We start from the raw sequence: 16,336 nt of genomic DNA, 5'->3' as shown, positions 1-16,336 counted from the left end.
TACTCCTTTAAATGTGATTACTGTCATTACCAGCATAGATGAAGTGGTTCATAACATGTGTTTTTGTTAGTTTACCAACAACACTTTGTTTATTTTTTAAATCAATGACAGGCAAAGAATCAATTTGGTGCTGCATTAACAAATTTCCTGCTTCTAGCAGAGTCGTTTCAGGAGTAACCGTTATAATATTTGGCATCCGTGTCATAATCATAGCAACCGGTGTCTGTTCTGCATTAGCATTTCCAATTGAAAAACGTAGTAAATCCTTTTGAGAAATGACACCGATTAATAGGTTCTCCTCATTTTTAACATATAAAGAATTCACATCATACAGGTATAGATTAGTAATGGCATCGTATACCGATAGAGTTTGCTCTACTAAAATAGGTGGAACCATCAATTCTTTAACTTTTATTGCAAATAATTGGTCGAAAACTAAAGGATTAACATCTTGACCCGTGTAAAAATAACCAACTTTGGTTCGTGCATCTAGTATCCCAATCATCGTTAAAACTGCTAAATCACTACGTAAAGTAGCGCGGTTTAGCCCGAAATATTTAGCGATTCGATCACCGCTAATAGGTTCATTTTCTTTAACAATTTCAATTATCTGTTTTTGTCTTTCTGTTAAGTTCATAAGCATAACCTCTTTATCATGATTACATTTATTATATAGGATACACTAATAAGAATCAATCAGCTCAATAAAGGGTTGACATCTTAATGTGAAACACTATATAATGAATTTATGTTTGATTGATACACACTAATAGGGGGTAATAAAGTGATTGTTACAGAAAAGGATACTAAATTCGTTTATGCTTTCGAAGAAGGACAGAAAGAAATGGTTGACTTATTGGGTGGAAAGGGTTCAAATCTGGCAGAAATGACACGATTAGGTTTGCCGGTTCCCAGTGGCTTTACAATTTCTACCCAAGCTTGTTTAAATTATCTTAAGAATAACAAGCTGGACTCAGAGCTTATTCTTCAAATTGAAAAAAAAGCAGAAGAGTTAGAAATAAAAACCAATAAAAAATTTAATGATTTAGTGTCTCCTTTATTAGTGTCTGTCCGAAGCGGAGCTAAGTTCTCTATGCCGGGAATGATGGATACTGTTTTAAATTTAGGAATGAATGATGTGACGGTTGAAACAATAGCAAAAATCACAGGAAATAGTGCCTTTGCTTATGATAGTTATCGCCGCTTTATCCAAATGTTTAGTGACGTTGTTAAAGAAGTGGACCGCCAACTTTTCGAACAAGAATTAACTTATTATAAAGAAAAACAAGGTTATCAATACGATACGCAAATGAAAGAACGAGATTGGAAAATTATTACACAACTATACAAAGAGATATATGCAAATGAAGTGAATGAACAGTTTCCTCAAGAGCCAGAAAAACAACTTTTAGAATCAATTGAAGCAGTCTTTAAATCTTGGAACAATCCGCGTGCAAAAACTTACAGACGGATGCATGCTATTTCAGATGATTTAGGAACCGCTGTAACCGTGCAAGAAATGGTATTTGGTAATACAGGTATGAAGAGTGGAACAGGAGTAGCGTTTACAAGAAATCCTTCTAATGGAAAACAAGGCCTTTTCGGGGAATTTTTAATAAATGCGCAAGGTGAAGATGTTGTTGCAGGAATTCGGACGCCTCAAGACATTTCACAACTTGCTAAAATTATGCCAGAAGCCTACCAAAAATTTACCGATTTAGCAGCTTTATTAGAAGCTCACTATCATGATATGCAAGATATCGAATTTACGATTGAAGAGGGTCAGCTCTTTATTTTACAAACTCGTAATGGAAAACGAACTCCTCGAGCAGCCATTGAAATTGCGATTGATTTAGTTGAAGAAGGTGTTATCTCTAAAGAAGAGGCACTTAAACGTTTGACTCCACAGATGCTGGAGCAACTTCTACACCCTACCTTTGTTGCAAAGGAGCTAGCTCAGCATGAAGTTTTTGCGCAAGGATTACCTGCTAGTCCTGGATCGGCAAGTGGGAAGGTTTATTTCACAGCCGAAGCTGCTAAGAAAGCCAATCAGGCAGGCGAAAAAACCGTTCTATTAAGAAAAGAAACATCGCCTGAAGATATCGAAGGGATGGCTATTAGTGAAGCAATCGTTACTGCTCACGGGGGGATGACCTCTCATGCAGCCGTTGTAGCTCGGGGAATGGGAACTTGTTGCGTAGTGGGGTGTGAAAAACTACAAATTGAAGAAGGAAGTAAAAAAGCCACTGTAGCCGGACATACAATTGAAGAAGGAACGGTTATTTCAGTAGATGGTTCTACGGGCTGTATTTACATGGGAGAGATTGCAAAAGAAAAACCAACAGATGAATCAACCGCTCTTGGGAAAATTGTTTCTTGGTCTAAAGAAATAGGAACAATAAAAGTAATGGCAAATGCTGAAACTGAAAAAGAAATTGCCGAAGCTTTCCAACTTGGGGCAGAAGGAATGGGACTGGTTCGAACCGAGCATATGTTTTTTGGAGAAAAGCGTATTGTGGAAATGCGCAAAATGATTTTATCACCAGACCCTACTGCCAAAAAAGCCGCATTAATGAATTTAAAAACCTTCCAAAAGGAAGATTTTAAAGTGATTTACCGACTTGCTAAGGAAAAATCTGCTACGATTCGCTTGTTAGATCCACCGCTGCATGAATTTATTCCCGTTGGAAAAGAGGTTGCGAAGATGGCGACGATATTAGGAATATCTGAAGCCGAAGTGAATCAAAGAATTGCTAATTTAGCGGAAAATAATCCGATGTTAGGCCACCGAGGATGCCGTTTAGCCATTACAAACCCAGAAATTTATGAAATGCAAGTGGCGGCAATTATGGAAGCGGCTATTGAAGTAACAGAAGAATTGGGAAACGAGTCTGTTATTCAACCGGAAATTATGATTCCACTTGTTTCAATTGAAAAAGAGATTGTTTTTATCAAAGAAAAATTAGAGAAAATAATTTCAAATACTTTCATAGAAAAAGGGAAGGAAATTCCATATCTAATTGGAACGATGTTGGAGACTCCAAGAGCTTGTTTAATAGCTGACAAAATCAGCAAACATGTTGATTTTATAAGTTTTGGTACCAATGACCTTACGCAATTAACTTTTGGATTTTCTCGTGATGATATTGGTAAATTTGTCAATGATTATGAAAGACAGCAAATCATTGAAAGTGATCCTTTCCAGCATTTAGATAAAGATGGTGTTGGAAAATTATTGAAGATTGCGATAAATTCTGTCAAAGAGAATGAATCCTCTGATGTTTCAATTGGTATTTGTGGGGAAGTTGGAGGCGACCCACAATCAATTGAGTTTTTACTTAATGAAGGCATCCAATATGTATCATGTTCACCTTATCGTATCCCCGCAGCTCTTTTAACCATTGCTAAACTGAACATAAGTTAATATAGAATCTTATAAAAAGAAGGCCCGCCCTAAATGCGTGCCTTCTTTTTATAAGATATGTTAATATGAGAGTAGCATTAAAAAAGACGAAGGAGTGATCGTATGACAAAAACGGTATATACAAATTATTGGGTCAGTCGCATTGGCGATGTCCGTAAAGAACATGGTAGTTATAAAACTGAAGAAGAGGCAATTGATGGCATCAAAGCCTGGTGGGAACTTCATGGAGAAAGTTATCCAAATGTAAAATTTAACCGAACCAATACAGGTGCTTTGGAAATGATCTATCGAGATGAAAATTCATTTTACCGAATTGAAAAAAGAGAAACAGAAGAACCGTTACCAAAACGTAGCTATCGTTTAAAAAGCTCTGGAGAAACTGAAGCGCTGCGTATGAAATACCTTTTAGACGATGATTTCTATGTTTTTGATGAGTTAGCAGAGCCTTATCGAGATTTGATTATGATGGCGATGGCAGACATCCAAAAAGCACGTCAGTTTATATATGATGAACAAGGTAGACCCGTTAAAGATATTTCTTAGTATTGCTTGGGCGACTCGGTGAGTCGCTTTTTTTGAGAATAAAGTGCTTTTAATGTTTTCGTTTATAAAAAAGTGATACAATATATGATGTGCGGTTCATATGTTTTATATTTGAAGGGAGATATTTTATGACAAACATATATGATTCAGCTGATCAGTTAATTGGGAAAACACCTTTACTGGAATTAACAAGACTAAAAGAAAACTTAAACTTAAAAGGAACGATTTTAGCAAAATTGGAATATTTTAATCCTGGTGGTTCAGTTAAAGACAGAATCGCTAAAGGAATGATTGATGATGCAGAAGCAAAAGGGTTTTTAAAACCGGGTGGTCTAGTTATTGAGCCGACTTCTGGAAATACCGGAATTGGCCTTGCATCCGTTGCTGCTGCACGCGGTTACCGAGCAATTTTAGTTATGCCGGAAACCATGTCTTTTGAAAGACGTAAAATTATGAAGAGTTATGGGGCTGAACTTGTGTTGACGCCTGGTGACCAAGGTATTACTGGTTCGATTAATAAAGCTAAAGAACTTGTTAAGGAACATGATAACGCCTTTATGCCTGACCAATTTTCAAATCCAGCTAATCCAAAGGTTCACTATGATACAACTGGACCAGAAATTTGGGAAGATACCGATGGAACCGTTGCTATCTTTGTAGCTGGAATTGGGACAGGTGGAACTATTTCGGGAACAGGTAAATATCTGAAAGAAAAAAATCCAGATATCCAAATTATTGGAGTGGAACCAGCAACTTCACCTATTTTATCTAAAGGTGAAAAGGGACCCCATAAAATCCAAGGAATTGGTACGGGGTTTGTTCCTCAAACATTAAATACTGATATTTACGATGAAGTATTAACAGTTACCGATCAAGAAGCTTATGATATGGCGCGTCAAGTTGGACAAGAGGAAGGGATTTTAATTGGAATTTCTTCTGGAGCTGCTCTGTCTGCGGCTATTGAAGTTGCTAAACGTCCTGAAAATGATGGAAAACGCATTGTCGTTTTATTACCAGATAATGGTGAACGCTATCTCTCCATTAAAAGCTTTATGGAGTAGAGATTATGAAAATACAACCAAGTATAAGCGTCTCAAATTACTGTGGCATTAAAGACCAAGTAGTCAATTTAGTCTGTCATTTTCGTAGTACCATGTATCCGCATATTTTTGGCCCCTCTATAGATAGCGATAGAGAGCCGGGAGTTTTTACAGAAGAAAAAAGATTACTATTTATCAAACTTTTAAATCGTGTGGGCGTTCCAGATGATAAAGTTGAGACTATTATTGATGCATTTTTAGGTAAATTACCTAGCATAAAAGCAATGTTGGAAACCGATATTCAAGCAGCATATCGAGGAGATCCCGCTGCCCATTCCCATGAAGAAATCCTGCTCGCTTATCCAAGTTTCGAAGTCATGAGTGTACACCGCCTGGCGCATGTTCTTTATAAAATGGAAGTTCCTATTTTACCACGGATGATGTCAGAATACGCCCACTCTATTACTGGTATAGATATTCACCCTGGTGCTCAGATTGGACCTTTTTTCTTCATCGATCATGGAACAGGAGTAGTAATCGGTGAAACGGCCACGATTGGGGAACACGTAAAGATTTATCAGGGTGTTACAATTGGGGCTAAAAGCTTTGAAGTGAGTACGGATGGTAGTTTAATAAAAGGAAAGAAACGCCACCCCGACATTGGTAATCACGTTGTTATTTATGCAGGTGCTACTATATTAGGTGGAGATACTCACATAGGAGACCACTGTGTAATTGGTGGAAATGTTTGGTTAACCCATTCAATTGAAAAGAATAAAACGATTGTCGCTCCTCAGCCTATAGAGGAAAGAGGATGAAAAAACAGATGAACACCTGGTTAGGTGCTCATCTGTTTTTTTATACACTCAAAATGATTTTACCAATATTTTTACTCGCTTCCATATAATCATGTGCATCTTTCACTTTCTCAATCGGAAAAATAGTATCAACAATTGGTTTTAAGGTCTTATTCTCAAACAGCGGAAGGGTTTGATACGCTAATTCTTGAGATAATTTAGCTTTGTAACTATCACTACGAGGTGTTAAGAGTGTCCCTGTCAGTTGAATACGTTTTTGTAACAAGGATGAAATATTGAAACTTGAGAGTTCATAACCACCTAAAGTGCCTATGAGAACCCAGCGACCATCTATCGCAATACTTTCTAGATTTTTTTCCCAATAGCTGGCTCCGATAAAATCGAGAATCAGGTCAACACCTTTTGTCTTTGTTTCTTTTGAGATAACAGAAGCAAAATTTTCTTCTTTATAGTTAATTAGAACATCAGCTCCTAGTTGTTTACAAAAATCAAGTTTCTCTTGAGAACCGGCAGTCACGATAACGCGTGCATGTTTTAGTTGTTTAGCAAGCTGAATAGCTGCGGTACCAACACCACTTGCGCCGGCATGGATTAAGACCGTTTCATTTTCTTTTAAACCGCCAATCCAAAAGAGAGTTTGATAAGCGGTTGCAAATACTTCCGGAATGGCAGCTCCTTCTATATAAGATAGGGCGTGTGGTAAAGGAATAGCACGATCAGCTGGAAGCTTTGCTAATTCTGCATAACCTCCGCCATTTACAAGTCCCATCACACGGTCCCCAACTGAAAATTTATCCGATGCATTAGTATCTAAGACGCGTCCAGCTACTTCAATTCCTAGTTCAACCTGTTCAGGTGTAGGGGTAGAACGCTCTCGTGTTAAAATATCGGTTCTGTTTACGCCTGCTGCTTCGACTTCAATTAATAATTCACCTTTTGATAAGGTTGGTTGCTTTCTATCAACAAGCACTAATTGACTTGAGTCTCCTGCTGCTTTGATTCCTACTGCCTTCATTGACAAAACTCCTTTCGTCATTTCTTAACGTTACTTTATAACAGTCTAAGAAAATTAGCAACGATTCACGTATCTCTATACCGAGATTTTTTATTCCGTTTAATTTTTTTAATATTATTTGTTTTGACATCATTTTAGTGAAGTGGTAATCTTAGCTTGAATTCAAACGAAATGAGGAGAAGTAAATGGGGGATTCAGCCAGCGCTTTAAAAGCACTCACTGTCTTATTACGTTCATCACAGCATGTACAAGAGAGTGTTAAAAGAAGTATTTCAAAATTTGGATTAAACAGTTCTGAATTTGGTGTATTAGAACTTTTATATAACAAAGGTGAACAACCAATTCAAAGTATTGGTAAAAAGATTCTGCTTGCTAGCAGTAGCTTGACTTATGTTATTGATAAATTAGAAGGAAAAGGGCTCGTTCATCGTAAACCATGTGCAACAGACCGTCGCGTTATTTATACAAGTATTACAGATGAAGGGCGAGCATTAATGGATGAAATATTTCCAATTAATGAGGCAGATATATCAAATATATTTTCTGCCTTAAGTCCCGAAGAGCTGTCGACCTACATTGAGCTCGTAAGAAAAGTAGGCTTACATGCCGAAGAATGGAATAAAAAATAAATTGAGATGAAGCCTCGTATTTTCTTGAGGCTTTTTTAATAACCTAAAAAGTTGGGATAAAATGTATAAAGATATCCATATCTACCATATAAATGATTTACATTCACACTTTAAAAACTGGCCTCAAACGCAACGGTTTATGAATGAGCAAAAACACTTTCATGAAGAAAAAGGCGAAGATGTTTTATTTTTTGACCTTGGAGACTTCATGGATCGCTCACATCCACTTACTGAGGCAACAGATGGACGCGCAAATGTTAATATGATGGACTCCCTTCCTTTAAATGCTGTTACGATTGGAAATAATGAAGGGATTGGTAACAGAAAAGACGTTCTCAATCATTTATATGATAGGGCCGATTTCCCAGTTGTTGTAGCGAACTTATTTGATGAAGAAACCGGGAAACGACCAGATTGGGCTGAACCGTGGCTTGTTTTAAAAACAAAAAATGATATGCGAGTGGGGATTGTCGGTCTAACTGCTCCTCTTTATCTCAGTTACCTTCCAAACGGTTGGGTTCCTAAAGAATCTGATGATGTATTACCAAAAATTCTTGCAGAATTACGTTCAAGAAGTGATTTTATTATTCTGCTTTCCCATATGGGTATTCGAGAAGACGAGCGTTTAGCTAAAAGGTATCCTGAATTTGATGTAATTTTAGGCGCTCATACCCACCACGTTTTACCAGAAGGTGATATGATTAAGGATACCTTATTGACTGGTGGCGGGAAATGGGGGCAATATATTGGTCATACTGTAATCAGTCATATAAAAGGACAAGTAAAGAATAAAACGACCGAGTTAATCGCGTGTACAAATCTTCCTCAAGAAAAAGAAGATCTCAATCGTGTAAACCAATTACGGCAAAAGGGAAATAATTTATTAGCAAAACAAGAAATTGCTACTATCCCTTTTACTTTTAGAACCGATTGGCTTTTTGCTACAGACTTGGTTTATTTAGGTTTGGATGCTATTTGCGATTATGCGTGTAGTGAGATTGGCATATTAAATTCAGGTCTATTTTTAGAAGATTTACCAGCTGGAACAGTAACGAAAGAAACGATACACCGCATTCTTCCACATCCAATGCGTTTGATTGTTTGCCGAATGACAGGTCAAGCATTTAAAGCGCTTATTTGGGGAATGGAAGAGATGCGTCACAATCTTTTGACTAGGCCAGTGACTGGAATGGGTTTTCGTGGTAAAATTTTTGGAGAGCTAGTTTATAAGGGGATTGAGGTTAACCAAGAAGAAGCGCTTATTTACCACCAAGGGCTTCCTATCAGAGACGATCAATTGATAGAGTTTGTAACCGTAGATCATTACCGTTATATCAGTTTCTTTCCCTTGATTGAAGAGAAAGGTAGCATTAAGCTACTAACCCCCTATTTTTTAAGGGAGATTTTCTCGCTCTATTTTAATAAACAATATCCAATTTCCGAAAATAACGAGGTGAAAGTATGAAGCCGAAAAAGGATTCTATCAAAGAAAAAGTTCAATCGCAATTAGACGTTTTAATCGACGGGAATATTGATGATACAACTGAAGACAAGCCACAAAATTTAAGTCAGGTTGAGTTGCTTGATGAAGGGAAAATTAAAATTGAAGGTGTTACGTATCATATCGTCGAAAACTATCGTGATGCAGTTAATACAGAAGGAATCGCTAAACGCTATAATTCTATATTAAGTAAATATGACTACATCGTTGGTGATTGGGGTTATGATCAATTGCGTCTGAAGGGTTTTTACCAAGACAGTAATAACCGAGCAGGCTTTGACAAAAAGATTAGTTTTCTAGAAGATTATTTGTATGAATATTGCAATTTTGGTTGTGCTTACTTTGTTTTGGAGAAAGAAGCAAGTGACCGCAAAAAAACACGGAATAAACGCAAACGCAAACGTAATAAAGAACCACAAGAGTCACCTGTATCAGAAAATAAAAGTAAAAAGAAAACCCCTAAAAAAACGGATAAAATAGAACAAAAAAAAGAATTTGTTATTAAAAACACTGACAAACAAAAGCAAGCAAATACAAAACCGAAAACGAAATCGGTAAAAAAGGTTGATACACCTAAAACAAGTTTTCAAATTCATAAATTGGAAGATTAGACAAAAGGAAGTGACTGACAATTAAAAATTATAAAGGTTACTTTATTGATTTAGATGGTACTATGTATAATGGGACGGCACCTATCGAAACAGCGAAAATATTTATTAATCAATTAGATCGATTGAAAATCCCCTATCTATACGTAACAAATAATGCAACGAAAACACCTCTTGATGTTGTTTCGCATTTAAAAGATGTCTGCAATATTCAAGCGAGCGAAGAGCAAATCTATACGAGTGGATTAGCAGCAGTTGATTATGTTAAACGAAACTATCCACAAGCACGCACCTATGTTATAGGAGAGGATGCGCTTATTCAACAAGTTAAAGATGCCGGTTTGAAATATACAGATCAGGATATCGAAGTCGTTATTCAAGGGTTGGATAGAAATGCTACCTATAATGAACTAGCACAAGCAAGTACGGCTATTCGAAACGGAGCCGCATTTATTGTTACAAATCCTGATGTTAATTTGCCAACAGAAAAGGGCTTTATGCCTGGTGCTGGAGCCATTACTGCTTTTTTAAAAACCAGTACGCAAAAAGAACCAATCATTATTGGTAAACCTTTTGGCTATATTATGGACGGGGCACTAAAACGGATAGGGCTTGAGAAAAGTGATGTTGCAATGGTGGGTGATAATTATAAAACCGATATATTAGCGGGGATTGATTATGGCATGGATACGATTATGACCCTAACTGGTATTACAAAAGCAAAAGATTTGGAGCAATATATCAAAAAACCTACTTATATCGTGAAAGATTTAAGCGAATGGAGGTTTGAAGAATGAAAGTAGTAAAGAATAGCCTAGGACTTTTGGCAGCCTTTTTGTTTATCTTGTCATTAGCAATCGCAATTACGATAAATTTTACACCTTTATATGCGTTTGATGTTGCTTATTTTAATATACCCGAACGCATTGGTATATCGAAAGAAGTCATTTTAGAAAATTATCGGATATTGATAAACTACTTGAATTTCCCGTGGATTGAGCAGTTAGAAATGCCTGATTTTCCATCTTCTGCTAATGGTCTTTTCCACTTTCAAGAAGTAAAAACTCTTTTTTTACTGGACTACTTTATTTTGATTGTAACAGGTTTTCTTTCTTTCTTTTTTTTACGCATTAAAAAGAAGAATGGTCGTTTATGGGAATTAATTCAACCAACGCGTTTATTAATTTTTATTCCTATCGTTTTACTTTTTCTCATATTTATTAATTTTGATCAGTTATTTATTACTTTTCATGAATTGTTTTTCAATAATGATGCTTGGCTGTTTGACTACCGAACAGACCCAATTATTATGGCACTACCACAAACATTTTTTATGCACTGCTTTATACTAGTATTTGCAATTCTAGAAGCCGGGTTGTTAAGTTTACACATCTACTCAAAAAAATAGGATACCCCCTAAAGGGATAATCCTATTTTTTATTGCATGATATACGATTTGTTGGGATCGTCATGTGCGATTCGGCTTGCGGCTGCAGCAGCAATTGCGCCGATAATATCATCTAAAAAAGTATGACAAGATGGATCATTTTTATCGTTTAATTTTTTTAAAATACCTGGTTTAAGTTTATCGATGTATCCATAGTTCGTAAACCCGATAGAACCGTACACATTAACAATCGAAAGTGCCATGATTTCGTCAATACCATAAAGGCCTTCATCATTTAGTAAAATATCGGCAAGTGGTTGAGAAAGTAGCCCTTTTTCCGCCAACATATCCAACTCAATGCCGGTAATAACAGCATTTTGAACCTCTCGTTTTAATAAAACAGCCTCAACGTTTTCACAACAAAATTCTAAGGTTAAATCGTCAACATAATCTTTTTGTAGAAACAAAACTAAAGATGCAATGTCCTCAATTTCAACACCACGCTCTTTAATTAGACTAACTGCTTTTTCATGTAGTTCGCTTGCACTTTTTATCATTATCTCACGTTCCTTCCTAGTGGTTTAAAACAAAGATGTACTGTGCATGGGCTGGACCCTTGTATCTGGGTTAATGTATACCATTGCGTTGTTAACTGCCGTCGGTGCTTCGCCAAACCCTGTTGCAATTAATTTAACTTTTCCTTCGTAGGTACTGACGTCCCCCACAGCATAAACCCCTGGGATCGTTGTTTCCATTTTAGAATTTGCCGTAATAGCATTTCCTTCAACATCAAACCCCCATTTTTTCATGCCCCCAATTGAAGAAGAGAAACCATAATTCACTAAAAAATCATCAACATCAATATCTATATAATTATCTTTACGTACCTCTTGCAACGTCACACTAGATAATCGGTCACCGTCTCCATTAATAGAAGTAGGAACATAAGGAGTTAGGACCTCTACGGATGAGCGTGACAAGAGATGGATACTATGCTCTTGCGCTCTGAACTGAGGACGACGATGAACTAACAGTACCTTTTTAGCAATTGGTTCTAGCGTTAATGCCCAGTCAACAGCTGAATCGCCACCACCACAAATAGCAATTGTTTTATCTCTAAAACTTTCAATATTATTAACAAAATAGTGCAGATTACTATTCTCATAAAGTTCGGCATGATCGATTTTAAGTTTTCGCGGTCTAAAAGCGCCATTGCCAGCAGAAATGATAACGGCTTTAGAAAAATGTTTTTGTTTGGCGGTTTGTATCTCAAAAATACCGTCCTCACGCTTAGTTAAATCAAATGCTTCTTCATTACAACAGATTGTTGTGTCGAATCGATTGAGTTGTTCAAATAAATTATGGACGAGTTCTTCGCCAGTAACAGCAGGGAGACCCGCCACATCATAAATGACTTTTTCAGCATAAAGCATGCCAGGTTGTCCGCCAAGTTGTGGTAAGGCTTCGATAATTTTTACTTTCGCTTGTCTTAAGCCTGCGTAAAAAGCTGTGAACATACCGGCAGGTCCACCACCAATGATGGTGATATCAAAAATATCTTCTTCTAACAAATGTATTCCTCCCGTGTTTTTTACAAAATACCAAAGTGAGTATAAATAAGATTAACAATAAAGGCAATAAAGATACCCGTTAATAACCCTACGATTACTTCAGTTGGTTTATGTCCTAGGTACTTTTTGATAATCATTTTTTTATCAATGGGTGTCTCTTCGGAATTGTGCTGATGACTTAGCTTTTTTAATTCGGCAAACATATCCGCTAGAACAATTCCTTGTTCACCACTTTGACGACGCACACCCATCGAGTCAAACATAACAATCACGCCAAATGTCGTTGCAATCGCGACGTATCCAGAAGCATAACCATATTCTAAAATTAGTGCTGTAATTAAAGCAGTCACACCGGCGGAATGTGAGCTAGGCATTCCGCCTGTTGTGGTAACGATAGATAAAGATGTTTTACTATCCTTTAACAAAAAAGCAATTGGAAATTTAATGATTTGCGTAAAGAAAATTGCGCTTAACGCGCTTATCAAAGGAAAATTATTAAAAATTATCATCCGCAAACACCTTTCGCATTCGTAATATGTTTAAAGCAATGATAACACGAAACGGAGGATGCCTGCTAACAAAAAAAGTTATCTTTGTAGAAACCTTTCCCTTTCCTATGTTAGAATTGATGAAAAGGGGGAGTTACAATGTCAAAATTACCACAATTAGTAGAAAAAGCAGAAAATGAAAAAAATATTATTATGCATACAACCGCAGGTGACATCCATATTAGTCTTTTCCCGGATGTAGCACCAAAAACAGTCGAGAATTTTTTAGGATTAGCTAAAAAAGGTTATTATGATGGCATTATTTTCCATCGCGTCATTGAAGATTTTATGATTCAAGGTGGCGATCCAACCGGTACAGGTATGGGCGGCGAAAGTTTGTGGGGAGACTCATTTGAAGATGAGTTTAGTATGGATGCTTTCAATATTAAAGGCGCCTTGTCAATGGCAAACGCTGGTCCAAATACAAACGGCAGTCAATTTTTTATTGTGACAAAGAAATCAATTGAACCAACAAAACCAGAACAATTAGAAAAAGGTGGCTGGCCATCAGAAATCGTGGAAGCTTATGCTGAAAAAGGTGGAACACCATGGCTAGATCAACGTCATACTGTTTTTGGACAAGTGCGTTCGGGGATGGATGTTGTTCATAAAATAGAAAATGTTGAAAAAGGTGCAAATGACAAACCTGTAGAAGACGTTGTTATTACGGGTATTGAAATCCTTTAAACTGTCGTAACGGATAGGTAAATATCAGCCATAATTAACGATATTTTTTATATTCCATGTTACAATGTTTATTAAGAAGGGATGTAACAATATATGAAATACAAAATAGGAGACACAATTACCAGTACCATAACTGGTATTCAATCGTATGGTGTATTTGTTGCTCTTGATAAGCAAACGCAAGGTCTCATTCATATTTCTGAATGTAAGCATGGGTATGTGACCAATCTTGAGGACATGGTGCAAATTGGTGATGAAGTAGAAGCAAAAATCATTGATATTGATGAGTATACCCAAAAGATTAGTCTATCTCTAAGGGCGACAGAGCATTTGCCAATCCCCGCAAATATTAAGCCCAAGAGACACAGACGGAGACGGTACACACCACAAATTGGGTTTGAAACACTCAGTAAAATGATGCCAACGTGGATTGCTGAAGCGCAGCAAGACGAACAAATACGGATTGCAGAAATGAGTGACAGGTAGCTTATCATTTAAAGGGAAGTGGGCGCATGACTACGACAGAATTAAAAATTGTTGCCGGTACAATCATGGTAACAAATCAGCGGGGAGAATCATTTTTTCTTGTAGAAAATAATGGTGATTCAATCTCATTTGTACATGATAAGACTGAAAAAGAAGATAAGTTTCCAATGGGAATCATAATGGAAGCTTTGTTAAAGAATGTGGATACGAATTCAGATTCTCTTAGATTGATGGACCTGACAAATTTAAAAGCAGAAAGAATCAATATCCCGCTATTTGTATTCGATTTAGTTGAGCGACCTGACAATCAAGACGACTTGTTAGTTGGAGTTGAAAATATTGAGTGGCGCCGGTCGCTAGAACTAAAAACGCTTTTAGATACTTGTGAATTTGCTGGGGTTCCAGTTTATAATAGCGATTCAAATTAAATAATAGGTAAAGTAGATAGGGGAGATCTAATGACACACATTAAATTTGATTATTCAAAAGCTTTGCAGTTTTTTAACGACCACGAGTTAGACTATATGCAGGCGCAAGTAGAAACGGCGGATAAAGCTTTACGAAAAGGTACAGGACCGGGTAGTGATTACATCGGTTGGGTCGATTGGCCTACTAACTACGACAAAGAAGAATTTACTCGAATTAAAGAAGCAGCTAAAAAAATTCAAACTGATTCTGAGGTTCTGGTAGTAATCGGTATTGGCGGATCCTATCTAGGCGCACGTGCGGCGATTGAATTTTTAAACCATTCCTTCTATAATGTCCAGACCAGTGATCAACGAAAAACACCACAAATCTTCTTTGCGGGGAATAGCATTAGCTCCACTTACTTGGCTGATTTAATTGAAGTAATCGGCGAACGCGATTTTTCAATTAATATGATTTCTAAATCTGGGACAACGACTGAACCAGCAATTGCTTTTCGTGTTTTTAAGGAATTATTGATTAAAAAATATGGAAAAGAAGAAGCGCGTAAACGTATTTATTCAACTACAGACAAATCCCGTGGTGCAGCAAAACACGAGGCAGATACTGAAGGATATGAAACCTTTGTCATTCCAGACGATATTGGTGGACGCTTTACTGTTTTAACAGCTGTTGGATTGTTGCCTATCGCCGTTAGCGGAGCAGATATTGATGCAATGATGGCCGGAGCGAAAGACGCTCAAGAAGCTTACTCTAGTTCCGACTTATCAGAAAATGGTGCCTATCAGTATGCTGCTTTACGTAACATCCTTTACCGTAAAGGAAAGGTTACTGAATTATTAATAAATTACGAACCGGGAATGCAATATTTTTCTGAATGGTGGAAGCAATTGTTTGGTGAATCTGAAGGGAAAGACCAAAAAGGCATTTATCCATCAAGTGCGAACTTTTCGACAGACTTACATTCATTAGGTCAATATATTCAAGATGGCCAACGTAATATTTTTGAAACAGTTATTAAAGTAGAAAATGCTAGAAAAAATATTAAAATACCTGAGTTGGCAGAAGACTTGGATGGCTTAAAGTATTTAGAAGGAAAAGAAATTGATTTTGTTAATACGAAAGCGTTCCAAGGTACATTACTTGCACATACGGATGGCGATGTTCCAAACCTATTGTTAACTATTCCAGAAATGGATGCTTATACCTTAGGGTATATGGTTTATTTCTTTGAAATTGCTGTTGCTATTTCAGGGTATCTCAACAGTGTTAATCCTTTTGATCAACCAGGTGTAGAAGCCTATAAAGAAAATATGTTTGCGCTATTAGGAAAACCAGGATTTGAAGAATTAGAGCAAGAATTAAACAAACGTCTATAATAATAGTAAATAAACAAGGCTGGGGCTTCCTAGTCTTGTTTATTTACTATTAAATTAATAAAAAATGTTGACAGCAAACAGTAAACTATGCTAATCTATGTTTTACGGAGGCAGATTAATAAATCTTTTTTTATTTAATAGTATGCCAATGTAAATAAAAAATAAAAGTGTTGACACATAAAACAACACATGTTATTATTTAGAAGTTGTCACAGAGAGCACCACACGTAACACGTGATAACCTATTGACCTTTGAAAACTGAACAAAGAATGA

General features: G+C 36.7%; 18 protein-coding genes. 13 read left to right on the top strand and 5 right to left on the bottom strand.

The window, feature by feature from the left end; all coding sequences use genetic code 11:
• Nucleotides 1–7: 7 nt before the first annotated feature.
• Nucleotides 8–637, bottom strand: coding sequence for a helix-turn-helix transcriptional regulator (locus BW727_RS04995; protein WP_062470107.1), 630 nt, complete (start codon nt 635–637; stop codon nt 8–10).
• Between the two features lie 147 nt (nt 638–784).
• Here BW727_RS04995 and ppdK point away from each other — a divergent pair, with 147 nt between their 5' ends.
• The 4 genes from ppdK (at nt 785) to epsC (ending at nt 5,825) form a co-directional block, all read left to right on the top strand.
• Nucleotides 785–3,424, top strand: coding sequence for a pyruvate, phosphate dikinase (gene ppdK / locus BW727_RS04990; protein WP_227807229.1), 2,640 nt, complete (start codon nt 785–787; stop codon nt 3,422–3,424).
• 102 nt (nt 3,425–3,526) lie between these two features.
• On the top strand, nt 3,527–3,967 hold the full coding sequence (locus tag BW727_RS04985; protein WP_062470105.1) for a hypothetical protein: 441 nt from the start codon (nt 3,527–3,529) through the stop codon (nt 3,965–3,967).
• A 128-nt stretch (nt 3,968–4,095) separates the two neighbouring features.
• The gene (cysK, locus tag BW727_RS04980) at nt 4,096–5,028 is read left to right on the top strand and encodes a cysteine synthase A (protein WP_062470102.1); all 933 of its coding nucleotides are present in this window, start codon (nt 4,096–4,098) and stop codon (nt 5,026–5,028) included.
• A gap of 5 nt (nt 5,029–5,033) precedes the next feature.
• Complete coding sequence (epsC, locus tag BW727_RS04975) at nt 5,034–5,825, top strand: serine O-acetyltransferase EpsC (protein WP_077795757.1); 792 nt, start codon at nt 5,034–5,036, stop codon at nt 5,823–5,825.
• A 40-nt stretch (nt 5,826–5,865) separates the two neighbouring features.
• On the opposite strand, the gene BW727_RS04970 is transcribed toward epsC, so the two are convergent.
• On the bottom strand, nt 5,866–6,840 hold the full coding sequence (locus tag BW727_RS04970) for an NAD(P)H-quinone oxidoreductase (protein WP_062470099.1): 975 nt from the start codon (nt 6,838–6,840) through the stop codon (nt 5,866–5,868).
• A gap of 185 nt (nt 6,841–7,025) precedes the next feature.
• Between BW727_RS04970 and BW727_RS04965 the strand changes: the two genes are divergently transcribed.
• The 5 genes from BW727_RS04965 (at nt 7,026) to BW727_RS04945 (ending at nt 10,986) form a co-directional block, all read left to right on the top strand.
• Entirely contained in the window at nt 7,026–7,469 is a 444-nt protein-coding gene (locus tag BW727_RS04965) for a MarR family winged helix-turn-helix transcriptional regulator (protein WP_062470096.1), read from the top strand.
• Between the two features lie 61 nt (nt 7,470–7,530).
• The gene (locus tag BW727_RS04960) at nt 7,531–8,934 is read left to right on the top strand and encodes a bifunctional metallophosphatase/5'-nucleotidase (RefSeq protein WP_062470094.1); all 1,404 of its coding nucleotides are present in this window, start codon (nt 7,531–7,533) and stop codon (nt 8,932–8,934) included.
• Entirely contained in the window at nt 8,931–9,581 is a 651-nt protein-coding gene (locus tag BW727_RS04955; protein WP_062470090.1) for a YutD family protein, read from the top strand. The genes BW727_RS04960 and BW727_RS04955 overlap by 4 nt, the downstream gene beginning before the upstream one ends.
• A gap of 14 nt (nt 9,582–9,595) precedes the next feature.
• The gene (locus BW727_RS04950) at nt 9,596–10,375 is read left to right on the top strand and encodes a TIGR01457 family HAD-type hydrolase (protein WP_335617529.1); all 780 of its coding nucleotides are present in this window, start codon (nt 9,596–9,598) and stop codon (nt 10,373–10,375) included.
• Entirely contained in the window at nt 10,372–10,986 is a 615-nt protein-coding gene (locus BW727_RS04945; protein ID WP_077795756.1) for a TIGR01906 family membrane protein, read from the top strand. The genes BW727_RS04950 and BW727_RS04945 overlap by 4 nt, the downstream gene beginning before the upstream one ends.
• Before the next feature lie 29 nt (nt 10,987–11,015).
• Here BW727_RS04945 and BW727_RS04940 read toward each other — a convergent pair whose 3' ends face one another.
• Genes BW727_RS04940 through BW727_RS04930 form a run of 3 tightly spaced genes read right to left on the bottom strand, consistent with a single transcriptional unit; the run spans nt 11,016 to nt 13,045 of the window.
• Complete coding sequence (locus tag BW727_RS04940; protein WP_062470085.1) at nt 11,016–11,522, bottom strand: phosphatidylglycerophosphatase A family protein; 507 nt, start codon at nt 11,520–11,522, stop codon at nt 11,016–11,018.
• A gap of 24 nt (nt 11,523–11,546) precedes the next feature.
• The gene (locus BW727_RS04935) at nt 11,547–12,536 is read right to left on the bottom strand and encodes an NAD(P)/FAD-dependent oxidoreductase (protein ID WP_149025727.1); all 990 of its coding nucleotides are present in this window, start codon (nt 12,534–12,536) and stop codon (nt 11,547–11,549) included.
• A 20-nt stretch (nt 12,537–12,556) separates the two neighbouring features.
• Nucleotides 12,557–13,045, bottom strand: coding sequence for a divergent PAP2 family protein (locus BW727_RS04930; protein WP_062470082.1), 489 nt, complete (start codon nt 13,043–13,045; stop codon nt 12,557–12,559).
• Between the two features lie 138 nt (nt 13,046–13,183).
• Between BW727_RS04930 and BW727_RS04925 the strand changes: the two genes are divergently transcribed.
• The 4 genes from BW727_RS04925 (at nt 13,184) to BW727_RS04910 (ending at nt 16,062) form a co-directional block, all read left to right on the top strand.
• Entirely contained in the window at nt 13,184–13,771 is a 588-nt protein-coding gene (locus tag BW727_RS04925) for a peptidylprolyl isomerase (RefSeq protein WP_062470079.1), read from the top strand.
• A 93-nt stretch (nt 13,772–13,864) separates the two neighbouring features.
• Nucleotides 13,865–14,257, top strand: coding sequence for a CvfD/Ygs/GSP13 family RNA-binding post-transcriptional regulator (locus BW727_RS04920; protein WP_062470076.1), 393 nt, complete (start codon nt 13,865–13,867; stop codon nt 14,255–14,257).
• A 26-nt stretch (nt 14,258–14,283) separates the two neighbouring features.
• A complete protein-coding gene (locus BW727_RS04915) occupies nt 14,284–14,685 on the top strand; it encodes a hypothetical protein (RefSeq protein WP_062470073.1) in 402 nt (133 codons plus the stop codon).
• 30 nt (nt 14,686–14,715) lie between these two features.
• The gene (locus BW727_RS04910; RefSeq protein WP_062470069.1) at nt 14,716–16,062 is read left to right on the top strand and encodes a glucose-6-phosphate isomerase; all 1,347 of its coding nucleotides are present in this window, start codon (nt 14,716–14,718) and stop codon (nt 16,060–16,062) included.
• Nucleotides 16,063–16,336 lie beyond the last annotated feature (274 nt).

This window comes from Jeotgalibaca dankookensis (genome assembly GCF_002005405.1).
In the GTDB taxonomy this organism is placed as follows: domain Bacteria; phylum Bacillota; class Bacilli; order Lactobacillales; family Aerococcaceae; genus Jeotgalibaca; species Jeotgalibaca dankookensis.
This window is presented reverse-complemented; position numbering and strand designations above follow the sequence as displayed.